Source organism: Flavobacterium restrictum (assembly GCF_007097245.1).
GTDB lineage: Bacteria > Bacteroidota > Bacteroidia > Flavobacteriales > Flavobacteriaceae > Flavobacterium > Flavobacterium restrictum.
The window spans coordinates 1-12,374 of record NZ_VJZT01000003.1; the positions used below are offsets into that span (position 1 = coordinate 1).

Sequence of the window (12,374 nt, forward strand, 5' to 3'; positions counted from 1 at the left end):
GTTATTTTGAGGAAAAATTATTCGATAGGCTAGTAATAGCAAGCATTACAGGGTTATGACTAAAAACGGACAATCAATAATAAATTTTATGATTCAGATATTATTTAATGTTTTTAAAAAAAGAAAGCCTATAATTAGTTCATTTCAAAAATATAAAAAGCATTTTGAAAATGAGCAAACTACTTTTATTGATAAAAATTCAAAAATACGTTTTGATGTTCCTGACAAGATTGAAGATAGAAAATATGTGAAAATTGGAGCTAAAGGAATAATAAATGCTAATTTTATATTTGAATCTGAAAGGGGTGAAGTAATTATAGGAGATAATGTTCATTTAGGTTCGGTTACTTTTATAAGCCGAAACAGAATTATAATAAAAAATGATGTTACCATGGCTTGGGGTATTACAATCTATGATCATAATTCTCATAGTATCTACTGGAATGATAGAAAGAATGATAATGAACAAAGCTATAGAGATTATATTAGTAGCGAAGGAAATACAATGGCAAATAAAGATTGGTCTTGTGTATTAGGTGCGCCCATTACCATAGAATCAAAAGTTTGGATTGGTTTTGATGTTTTAATTCTTAAAGGTGTTACCATAGGGGAAGGGAGTGTAGTTGCTGCAAAAAGCGTTGTTACAAAAAATGTAGAAGCTTGGACAGTGGTTGCAGGAAATCCTGCAGTTGTTGTAAAATATTTACCTGAATATAGAAGTACATGAAAATTTTAATAATTGGTTCAACAGGTTTTATAGGGAGCCATTGTGTTACTTATTTTAAGTCAAAAGGAGTTTCCGTTTGGCAAGCTGATGTTAATGATTCGAAGGAATTAAATTTTTATAAAATACAACGAGAAAATTCCAATTATACTGTGCCATTCAAGGAACACAAATTTGATGTTTGTATTAATGCTTCTGGGTCTGCTCATGTAGGTTTTTCGTTTGAAAATCCTTCCAAAGATTTTGAATTGAACGTGATTAATGTTCAAAAAATATTAGTAGCTATTCGGGATTATAATAGTGATTGTAAGTTTATTAATTTTTCGAGTGCAGCTGTATATGGAAATCCTCAAAGTCTTCCTATTTCTGAAAAAAGTGGTTGTAAACCTTTATCACCTTATGGGTTTCATAAACTACAAAGTGAGCTATTGTTAACAGAGTACCATAAATTTTTTGGATTGAACACCTGTAGCTTGCGCGTTTTTTCGGCTTATGGTCCTCGATTAAAAAAACAATTGTTTTGGGATTTATATCAAAAAACATTGCAGGGAGATTTAGTTTCACTTTTTGGGACAGGTAATGAAACAAGAGATTTTATATACATTGATGATTTATTGCAAATAATTGATTTAGTGGTTCAGAATTCTAATTTTGAAGGTGCTATTTATAATGTGGGTAGTAATCAGGAAATATCAATTACGGAGGCGGCACAAGTATTTATAAATGCATTTTCTCCTGAAAAATCTATCGAGTTTACGGGTGAATTTAAACTAGGAGATCCCGTTAATTGGTATGCAGATATGGAAATTCTAAAAGGAATGGGGTTTACTCCCCAATTTAATTTAACTTTGGGACTAAAAAAATATGCAGAATGGCTCAAAGATATAGAGTAGGAATCCTATATAGTTTTAATGAAAATTGGATTGGTGGTTCATACTATATTCAAAATTTGATACGTTCACTTAACTATCTTCCTGTTAAGGATCAAATAAAATTGCAAATTCTTACGGATAATAAGGAAACCTTTTTTGAATTACAAAAAGCAACTAAATATCGTTATTTAAATTTTATTAAATACAAACCTCATTACAATTTAATAGAATCATTGATCAATAGAGTTTCCAAAAAGTTTTTTGAAAAAAAAATTATTGAAAAGAAAGTTACGGTTAATTTAGTGTTTCCATTATACAGTTTGTCTCATGATTTAGAACATGTAAAAAAAATAATTTTCTGGATTCCAGATTTGCAAGAGAAATTTTTGCCTAATTTTTTTTCCTCTAGTGACATACAACTCCGTAATACTTGCTATGAGAAAATGATTAGTTTAAATCATCCTATAGTTTTTAGTAGCTATGCCGCACAAAATGATTTTCTTTCGTTTTATCCGCATGCTAAAAACGAAACAAAAGTAATGCAATTTGCGGTTGTACACCCTGATTTAAATTTGAAAACTATTGATGAGGTAAAGGAAAAATATGCTATTGAAGGAAATTATTTTATATCGCCTAATCAATTTTGGCAACACAAAAACCAAATAGCTATCATTGAAGCTGCAAGAATTTTAAAAGAGAAAGGTGTTGCTGTTCAAATTATTTTTACTGGAAAAGAGCACGATTATAGAAATCCCGATTATACGAATAATCTAAAACAAAAAGTGAGCACTTATGGGTTAGAAAATGAAGTTGTTTTTCTAGGTTTTATTGATAGAATTGATCAATTGTTGTTAATGAAAAATGCATTAGGCGTTGTTCAGCCCTCCTTGTTTGAAGGTTGGAGTACTGTCGTAGAAGATGCTAAAGCATTGAATCAAACCTTAATAGTTTCTAATATAGCCGTTCATCTTGAGCAATTAGAAAATAAAGGATATTATTTTGATCCACATGATTACACACAATTGGCGTTACATCTAATGGAAGTAATCAACAATCCAACTATTAAGTTGAAATATAACATAAATTATCAAGAAAGTATAAAGAGATTCGCTTTAAACTTTAAAGAACTAATTGAAGCAAATTAAAAATGTTTAAACTCTCCATTATAACAATCAATTACAACAACTTGAAGGGGTTGCAACGTACCGTAGAAAGTGTAATTAATCAATCATGGAAAGAGTTCGAGTATATTATTATTGATGGTGGCTCAACAGATGGAAGTAAGGAATATCTAGAAAGTAAAAAAGAGTATTTAGATTTTTGTATTAGTCAGCCAGATAAAGGGATCTACAATGCCATGAATAAAGGAATTAGCAATGCAACGGGAGAATATTTACTTTTTTTGAACAGTGGAGATCATTTATTTTACAAAGATGCGCTAAAAAAAAATAAAGATTTACTTATAGATTATGATTTAATTTATTTTGATTTGCAAGTTGTTAATCAGGCAGAATTTTATATTAACAAATATCCAGAAGAATTACGATTTTCCGACTTGTATTATGGTTCCTTACCACATCCAGCCACTTTTATAAAAAAAGAATTGTTTAAAAAAATAGGATTGTATGATGAAGATTTAAAAATTGTATCCGATTGGAAATTTTTTTTACTAGCATTATTTCAATTTAACTGTACTTATAAAAAAGGGAATGACACCTTTGCCACTTTTTATTTAGATGGTGTAAGTTCAGATTATAATAATAAAAAAAAATTGATTGCTGAAAGACAAAAGGTTTTGCATCATTATTTTGCCCCATTTTTATTAGATTACGAGGAATTGAATAGTGCTAGGATATATACTGGTATGAATCGCTACAAAATGTTAATTGAAATAGAAAAAACAAATATCGGTAGAAAAATAGTTTCCTTTTTTTTTAGATTTTATATTGTTTTATTTTTAAAAAAAAATGTAAAAGAAATTACAGATCGCAATCCCAAAAATCTTTTTTGAGTTAATATGTATAAACAGGTAATCTTTCAAGAATAAAAAAACAAAACTATAATGAAAAAGTATATTAATAAACTTTTGTTTTTGATAGGTTTAAATGACGTAATCGAAAAGATTAGAGGTGAGATTAAATTTTATTATCAATATTATTACAACAAGATTTTTAATCAAGTAGTCAGGAATCAGAATAAAAATTACAAAACGATTCCAATATTAATTATTAGTTATAATCAATTATTTTACTTGAAAAAATTAATAGAATTTTTAACAGAACGTAAGTATACAAATATTGTGATTTTAGACAACAATTCTACCTATGAGCCTTTACTAGATTACTTTAAAACAATAGAATCTAAAGTTGTTTTACATAGATTAAATGAAAATTTAGGTCATTTGGTTTTTTGGAAAAACAAAGAATTATTCGATAAATATTCTAAAGGTTATTATGTAATTACAGATGCTGATGTTGTTCCGGTAGTTGATTGTCCAGAATCTTTTTTACTTTATTTTAAAACAATATTAGATTTCTGCAAAACAGCTACCAAAGTTGGATTTAGTCTAAAAATTGACGATTTACCAACAACGAATTTGAATAGGGAAAAAATAATAAAGTGGGAGTCACAATTTTGGAAAAACAAAGATCATGCAGGCAATTTTATCGCCGATATAGACACGACATTCGCATTATATAGACCAAATTATAACTATAATGAGTTTGATTTTTATAGCGCATGTAGAACACCAAAACCTTTTACAGCCCATCACGGAGGTTGGTATGTAAATTCTAGTCAATTAACCAAAGAGCAACAGTTTTATTTTGAAACCTGTAACGAATCCAGCTCATGGCGAATAGACAAAAACGGTGATTTAAGGAAAAATATTTATAATTAAATTTTTTAAGTGTTTACTTTGCGAGTAATTTTGATACAATCTCAAAAAGTTAAATTTTATTGTTTTTATGGAAGAAATTAAAATAAATTTTATTGATTTTTGGACTGGTTATAATAAAACTAATAATTATTTTTTTAATCTTTTATCAAAAAGATATAAAGTTGTAATTGATGAAAATCCAGATTTATTGTTTTATTCTTGTTTTGGACAGGAATATTTAAAGTATAAATGTAAAAGAATCTTCTACACAGGCGAAAATGTGAGACCTGAATTTTTGGCTTGTGATTTTGCTTTTACATTTGATTTTAGCACTAAAAAAAATCACTATAGATTGCCTTTGTATTCATTATATATTGATACGCACCATATGCTGCCCCAACTAGAAAAAGTAAAAACTAGAGAAGAGGCAACAAAAATATGGAATGCTAAATCTAAATTTTGTTGCATGGTAGTTTCAAATCCAAATTGTGCTAAACGCCTAGATTTTTTTAAGAACCTTTCAAAAATAAAAGAGGTTGATTCTGGGGGTAAAGTGCTAAATAATGTTGGCGGGAGAGTACCTGATAAAAATGAGTTCATCAAAGATTATAAATTCGTAATTTCTTTCGAGAATAGTGAGCAAAATGGATATACTACAGAAAAAATAATGGAACCTATTTTTATGGACTGTATTCCAATTTATTGGGGCAATAAGTTAATTGATATCGATTTTAATTCTAAAAGATTTATTGATTATAATAAATTTCAATCGGAGAATGAGTTAATTGATAAATTGTTAGCCATTGACCAAAATGATGAATTGGCTATAGATATGTTAATGCAACCTACATTTAACCTTGATAAAATATCTCATGAAGAAGAGCATGAACAGGTGTTAACTATTTTGAGTTCGATATTTAAAAGTTCAGATAAACCAATAGCAATTCAGTTTTATAGGCATCTTTTTAGACTGAAATTATTATTTTACAAGAATAAATATCGTGTTTTAAAAATAATAAGATTTAAGAAAAAGCACTAATGCTGTTTTTTTAAAAATGTTTTTAAATTTAAATAATCATGGCCAAAGTTTCAATTATCCTACCAAGTTATAATCACGATAAGTTTTTGACAGCGCGTTTAGATTCAATTGTGAATCAAACATTCGTTGATTGGGAATTAATTATTATTGATGATTGTTCTACAGACAGTAGCCGATTGATTTTGGAACAATTTGTTGCTAGAAATCCGTTAAAAGTAAAGTGTTTTATTACTAATGAAAATAATTCTGGAAGTGGCTATTTATCATGGAAAAAAGGAATAGAATTAGTAGAAACGGAGTATGTATGGATAGCAGAAACAGATGATTATTGTGATGTGAATTTTCTAAATGAAACTGTCCATTTATTAGATTCAAATCCAGCTGCGGCTCTTGTTTTTGTTGGTTCGAATTATGTGGATGTTCATGGTAATTTTTTGTATGATTCTTCCAATAGAACTAAATCTCTTTCAGTAATTAATGGTGGGTGGGCTTTATTTAATAGTGTTATATTGACAAGTAAACTACCTCTAAATCCATTAATTACAAATGGTAGTAGTGTCCTATTTAGAAAACCAATTGTTTCTATACCAGAAAATATATTTTTAAACAGACAAATGTCTGATCTCTTTTTATGGTGTCATTTGTTGAAAACTAAACAATTTGTTTTTTTAAATAAAAATTTGAATAACTTTAGACGTCATGAGTCTTCTACAACAACAATAGCGAATATGAAACATAAACAAGAATTGTATTTTGAATATTCTAATTTTGTTAATTATTTTAATCTGTCTGATACGATTACTTATTTGATTGTTAAAGATTATATTTTGAATTTTTTACTAACTAATCACAATCAAAAAGGATTTTTTTATTTTGATCCAATAAAAAAAATTAAAAGTCTAAATAACCTTAATTTATTATTTTATTTAGGTAGAACCTTTTTTGATTTTTTTGTACTAAAAATTAGCAATAAAGTTCAGTCAATCAAAAGAACTAAATGATTAAAATAAATTGACTATAATTGTTATATGAAAGAAACAAATCCTTTGATTAGTGTCATAATTACTACCTATAATAGAGAAAATTATCTTGAAGAGGCAATTTTATCAGTAGTCAATCAAACCTATACTAGTATTGAAATTCTTGTTGTAGATGATGGCTCATCAGTTAATTATGCTGAATCAATTTGTGAAAAATATGCTAATTGTAGCTATAATCACAAAACCAATGGCGGATTATCTTCAGCTAGGAATTTTGGAATTACACTTGCAAAAGGAGCGTATATCGCTTTTTTGGATGATGATGATTTTTGGGAAAGTAGTAAAATCGAGCAACAAATAGCCATTTTAATTAGTGACTCAACCATTGACTGTGTTCATAGTTCAGCAGCCATTGTGGATTGTAATGGTAAAATGACCGGCAGTTTTATTGGAGCTTCTATTGACAAAGCATACAAACGTTCTGGATATGTTTTTTGGAATGCATTAGGCTGTTGGGTAGTAAAATCACCAACGCCATTGATCCGAAAAAAAGTATTTCAACCTGATTTGCTTTTTGACGAAACCATAAAAGTGGGTGAGGATGTAGATTTTTATCAGCGTATGTTTTATAGGCATAAAGTAAGTTATATTGATAAGCCGCTAGCTTTTTACAGAGAATATGAAAATACAGAACGGTTATCGCTACAAACCGTCAAATATATAGGTATCGAAAACAAGATGTATTTTAACTTTAAGAAAATGGGAATTAAAAACAAATTAATTTTACATTTGATTGCTATAAAATTATTGAAGAGTGCCAAAGAAAATTGGAATTTAGTTCATATTGATAAACCCATTAAAATAAATTGGCTTACTTTGCATACAAGACCTGTTTATGGTTTGAAGAATTATTTTAATCAATAAAAATGCGAGAAGGTTATAATCCTAATAAAGATAAAAACATCCATAAAACGGACTGTTTCCATCAAGTTATAATTCCTGTTTACATACCAAATCAGGAAGGATATTTTAAGGATAGTTTTAAAATTTTGGATTATTGTCTACAATCACTCTTTAAAACATCTCATCAACACACTTATTTTACCATTGTCAATAATGGTAGCTGTACCGAAGTCATTACTTATTTAGATACTTTGCTTCAGCAAAAAAAGATACACGAACTCATTCACACCACTAATATAGGAAAATTGAATGCTGTATTAAAAGGTATTGTAGGGCAACGATTTCAATTAGTTACTATTACGGATGCCGATGTGTTGTTCTTGAATAATTGGCAAAAAAAGACCTATGAGGTTTTTGAGGCTTTTCCAAAAGCTGGGGCAGTTTGTCCAACTCCTTCCTCAAAATCGTTTAACGATAAAACGTATAATATACTATTTGAAAAGTTGTTTTCTAAAAATCTTTATTTTACTGATGTGCTCGACCAAGATGCCTTGAGAGCATTTGCCCATAGTATTGGTAATGACAATTTTTATAAAAAAGCACATTTACAAAAATATTTAGTTGTGGCTAATGGAAAGGTAAAAGCAGTTGTTGGGGCGGGACATTTTGTAACTACTTATAGATTTGAGGTTTTTAAAAAAATAACAGTTACCTATTCAGAATTTGCACTTGGCGGTTTAAGTGAAAATCTATTGTTGGATAATCCTGTTGTTAAGAACGGTTTATGGCGTTTATCAACGCAAGCTAATTGCGCATACCACCTTGGCAATGTACTGGAAAGTTGGATGTCCGAAGTTATGGATACCATCGAGTATGACTTAAAGATGCCATTATTCAACTTCCCAAAAGAAATAAAGTCTGAAAATAAGTGTTTTTTGTGGATAAAAAATGATTTATTTGCCATAATATTTTATAGAAAAGCAATTAGGCGATGGTTTTTACAGTATAAAGGATTGTCGAAAAATGAGGCAAATGACTATTGATACGTTTCGCACAAGAATAAATTTGATTTATGTATAATAAAATTTTATATTTTGACACGTGTTTGATGGTTTTATAGAATGAATACATTTATAATTTATGAAAATTGCCAAAATAATTATTACCGAACAGTCCATACCTTATGCTAAAAATGGCTCTTGGACACAACGATTAGAACATTTTTTTACAAGCGATTACAATACTATTAACTATTGTATTTGTGGTGAAACGAATCAAAACATGGTGTCATCTACCGTTTTCTTTAAAGTAAAACAATACAAATCTAGAATTATACTTAAATTTTTTCCTAAACTACGGTTTCGTAATTATATAATTAAGATACAAGAATTAGCTCAAAAATACGATCATCTTATTCTTTGTGTTGTTGATAACATAAAACTTAAAAATGCAATAACTGATTATATTGATCGAAAAGAAATTAAAAAAAATAATACAGTATTGTTTTACAGTTGTGGTTTCTCCTATTTTTTAGAAGAAGAAGAACAAAAGAAATTACTTAAATATTGCGACGAATATATTTTTTTGACACAAAGTAGTTATCAGTTTAATAAAGTTAGATATTCAGAATTTATTCCAGAAATAACAATATTGAGTAATCCAATTGAAAAAGAGGAATTTTATCAAGTATCAAAAATTGAAAAAAAAAATCTAATTGAACAATATGGATTAGAAGGAAAAATAATCTTTTTGTGGCTTTCACATGATAGAGAAAAGAAAGGGTTAGATTTAGTATTACATGCATGGGAAGCTTGGAGTTATTTAAGGGAAGACGTGCAGTTGCTAGTAGTAGGTGCTAAAAGGGATTATCAGCAAAAAAACGTTCAGTTTTTAGGACAAGTAAATAGTGATAGTGTTACTTTATATTATCAAATGGCTCATGTATATTTGTTCCCAACACTATGGAAAGAGGGTTTTGGTTTAAGTTTAGCACAAGCCATTTGTTGTGGATGTTATTGTATCGCTGCCGATAATGGAGGTGTTTCTGATTTTTTATTAGAAACGGATGGTGTTTTGATAAATAATCCGAATACAGTTTCGGATTGGGTAAAGGCGATGGAAAATGCTGTAATAGCTATTCAATCAGGTTGGAGTAATACTTCAGCAGGAAAACAAATTTTAAATTATAAACAATGGGAAACTCAATTTGATGCGATTTTTAAAAAATGGGAAAACAGAATAAATAAATAGCCTATGTGTGCCATTAGTGGAATAGTAAATTGGTTAGGAACTAAAGAGTCAGATAAAACAAAAGTGATCACATCGTTAGCCGCAATGGAATATCGTGGGCCTGACTTTTCGGCTATTCAACAAAGAGAATTCACAGTTTTAGGTCATAATCGATTAGCTATTGTGGATTTAAACCCAAGATCAAATCAACCAATGACCACTATTGATAATCGTTACACAATTGTTTTTAATGGTGAAATATATAATTATACTACTTTAAAAAACGACTTAAAAAGTCAAGGAATAGCATTTAATAGTACCTCCGATACCGAAGTTATATTGAAAGGTTTTGTTAAATATGGTAACTCTTTTATTGCTAAATTGAGAGGAATGTTTGCTTTTTCAATTTGGGATGAATATACAAAAGAAATGCTACTAGCAAGAGATCGTTTTGGAGAGAAACCTTTTTATTATATGTATGAGGAGGGTCTGTCTTTTGCGTTCGCTTCAAATCTTTCTGGGATAGTTGCTTTAACTAATCAAAAATTAAATATTAATAAGCAAGCCGTTTATGAGTTATTGAGTCAGCAATATATTACTAATGAAAGCTGTATTTATGATGGTATAAAGAAGCTAGCTCCAGGGCATTATATGACTATTACCGCTTCGAATTGTGTTGTTAATTCATATTGGCAGCTGGATTACAGCGATAAATTAGATTTAAGTTATGAGGAAAGTAAAAATACGGTTCATCAATTAATATCGGAATCTGTATCAGAACAATTGATAGCAGATGTTCCTGTTGGCCTTTTTTTGAGTGGTGGAGTGGATTCTTCTATTATAGCTGCTGTGTCTTCTAAAAAGAAAAAAGATATTACTGCAATCACAATGTCTACGCCGGACGATAAAAAGTTTGATGAAGCAGAAGCAGCTTCTTTTATCGCTATAAAATTAAAAATTAATCATAAAATTGTTTTTCTTGACAAAAGTTGTGTCAATGAACTTCCTTATATCTTAAAAAATATTGAGCCACTGGCAGATGTCTCTTTAATTCCAACTATGGCAATCGCTAGAGAAGCTAAAAATGATTTTAAAGTAATGCTTTCGGGGGATGGGGGTGATGAAATTTTTGGAGGTTACAAGCAGCCGGTACTTTTCAATCAAACAAATTTTAAAGAGACAGTTTGGTCAAAAAGACTGGCGAGTTTGGTTGTTAAAAACACGCATTATTTCCCTTTTAATTATTTAGAGTCTAAAATAAATGATGAGCGAATTTATAAATGGGGAGGTTTAGATACTTATTTTTCAAAACTAATACTGCAGCCCAGACAAGGAAAGAAAATACTAAAAACAACACAAATTTTAAAAAACTCAAATGAATTTTATTTGAATCAAGCTATTAATTTTACATCAGATGAAGCTGATAAATTGTTGTATGTAGGTGTAAAATCAAAACTTGTAGGCGATTTTTTGTACAAGATGGATAGTGGTAATATGCATGCTGGGATAGAGTCTCGTGCCCCTTTTTTAGACCATCGTATTGTTGATTTTACGGCTAAACTGCGAATAAAACAATTAATGCCTAACGGAATTGATAAAGAAATTTTGAAAAGTATTGGAACAGAATACCTGCCTAAAGAGGTTTTTTTAAATCCTAAAAAAGGATTTTCGATACCTTATTATGAATATCTTAAGACAAGTTGGGGCATACTGTTAGAGAAGTTTATAAAAGAAGGAATATCTTCGGAATTGGGTTTAATTGAACCAAATTGCGTTTTAGAATTAGTCAAAATATACCGATTGAAACCTAGTTTTAAAATAGGAAAGTTACTGTATAGCATTTTGGTTTTTGAAATATGGTTGCGTGTTTTTCATTTAAAGATGGATCCTAATGAAATTAATTTGAATGTATAATTATAGAAAAAGTATTTTTGGAATCGAATCATAACAAAAAAAAGTAAGATAAAAATAAAATTAAAAAGTCTCAAAATGAATAAAAAATTACAACGATTAGTGAATGCTATCCAAATAAGGTTTATCTCTCCTTTTCGTCACAATTACCTCCCGAAAGAAAAACAAGTACTTGTTTATTTAGGGGTACATACTGGAGCTGGATTGGATGAGTTAATACAATCTTATGCCGTTTGTTATGGGTTTGAAGCTAATCCTGAATTATATCATTTGTTGCTGAAAAAGTATAAAAAGTATAATAATATCCATATTATTAATGCAGCAGTAACAGATTATAATGGAGTAGTTTCATTTAATATTAGTAGTAATAACGGAGCCTCATCATCGGTTGGTGCTTTTAAAGCAGGTTGGAATGATAGTATAAAAATGGTTCGTACAATAAAAGTTCCTGCAATACGCCTTTCTGATTTTTTAAATGAAAAAAGCATTAATTTTATAGATACCTATTGTTCTGATATTCAAGGAAATGATTTGACCGTATTAAAAACATTAGAGTCGCTCATTAGAGCTAAAAAAATTGGAAGTATATCTTGTGAAACATCCAAAGATAAATATGAAAATATTTATGAGTTAGGCGATAATAGTGAGTCTGGATTCAAAGCATTGTTAGGTGAGAATTATTATTTAGCTGCCAAAGGATGGGGGATATTAAAAGATGGAGAGTTTGTTGAGGTAGATGATAATTGGTGGGAAATGGATTGTAAATGGAATTTAAAACCAGAATAAATAGTGTATTGCTTTTGTTTAGTAAAAATATTTTAAATCACTTTTTATTAGG

The 12,374-nt window shown here is 29.1% G+C and carries 12 protein-coding genes; all 12 read left to right on the forward strand.

Features of this window, described 5'->3' with window-relative positions:
- Positions 1–88 precede the first annotated feature (88 nt).
- Positions 89–727: an acyltransferase gene (locus FNW21_RS03860; protein ID WP_144255739.1), complete on the forward strand. Its 639-nt coding sequence runs from the start codon at positions 89–91 to the stop codon at positions 725–727.
- Positions 724–1,617, forward strand: coding sequence for an NAD-dependent epimerase/dehydratase family protein (locus FNW21_RS03865; protein ID WP_144255430.1), 894 nt, complete (start codon positions 724–726; stop codon positions 1,615–1,617). Before FNW21_RS03860 ends, FNW21_RS03865 begins: the two co-directional genes overlap by 4 nt.
- Entirely contained in the window at positions 1,596–2,741 is a 1,146-nt protein-coding gene (locus tag FNW21_RS03870; RefSeq protein ID WP_144255431.1) for a glycosyltransferase family 4 protein, read from the forward strand. The genes FNW21_RS03865 and FNW21_RS03870 overlap by 22 nt, the downstream gene beginning before the upstream one ends.
- A 2-nt stretch (positions 2,742–2,743) precedes the next feature.
- The gene (locus tag FNW21_RS03875; RefSeq protein ID WP_144255432.1) at positions 2,744–3,607 is read left to right on the forward strand and encodes a glycosyltransferase family 2 protein; all 864 of its coding nucleotides are present in this window, start codon (positions 2,744–2,746) and stop codon (positions 3,605–3,607) included.
- Between the two features lie 51 nt (positions 3,608–3,658).
- The gene (locus FNW21_RS03880) at positions 3,659–4,495 is read left to right on the forward strand and encodes a glycosyltransferase family protein (RefSeq protein ID WP_144255433.1); all 837 of its coding nucleotides are present in this window, start codon (positions 3,659–3,661) and stop codon (positions 4,493–4,495) included.
- Positions 4,496–4,562: 67 nt separating this feature from the next.
- Positions 4,563–5,513, forward strand: coding sequence for a glycosyltransferase family 10 domain-containing protein (locus tag FNW21_RS03885; RefSeq protein WP_144255434.1), 951 nt, complete (start codon positions 4,563–4,565; stop codon positions 5,511–5,513).
- 38 nt (positions 5,514–5,551) lie between these two features.
- Complete coding sequence (locus FNW21_RS03890; protein ID WP_144255435.1) at positions 5,552–6,514, forward strand: glycosyltransferase family 2 protein; 963 nt, start codon at positions 5,552–5,554, stop codon at positions 6,512–6,514.
- Positions 6,515–6,541: 27 nt separating this feature from the next.
- Positions 6,542–7,417, forward strand: a complete 876-nt coding sequence (locus tag FNW21_RS03895) for a glycosyltransferase family 2 protein (RefSeq protein WP_144255436.1) — start codon at positions 6,542–6,544, stop codon at positions 7,415–7,417.
- A 2-nt stretch (positions 7,418–7,419) separates the two neighbouring features.
- Positions 7,420–8,439, forward strand: coding sequence for a glycosyltransferase (locus tag FNW21_RS03900; RefSeq protein WP_144255437.1), 1,020 nt, complete (start codon positions 7,420–7,422; stop codon positions 8,437–8,439).
- Positions 8,440–8,536: 97 nt separating this feature from the next.
- The gene (locus tag FNW21_RS03905; protein WP_144255438.1) at positions 8,537–9,646 is read left to right on the forward strand and encodes a glycosyltransferase family 4 protein; all 1,110 of its coding nucleotides are present in this window, start codon (positions 8,537–8,539) and stop codon (positions 9,644–9,646) included.
- 3 nt (positions 9,647–9,649) lie between these two features.
- The gene (gene asnB, locus FNW21_RS03910) at positions 9,650–11,539 is read left to right on the forward strand and encodes an asparagine synthase (glutamine-hydrolyzing) (RefSeq protein WP_144255439.1); all 1,890 of its coding nucleotides are present in this window, start codon (positions 9,650–9,652) and stop codon (positions 11,537–11,539) included.
- Positions 11,540–11,614: 75 nt separating this feature from the next.
- Positions 11,615–12,322: an FkbM family methyltransferase gene (locus tag FNW21_RS03915; protein ID WP_144255440.1), complete on the forward strand. Its 708-nt coding sequence runs from the start codon at positions 11,615–11,617 to the stop codon at positions 12,320–12,322.
- Positions 12,323–12,374 lie beyond the last annotated feature (52 nt).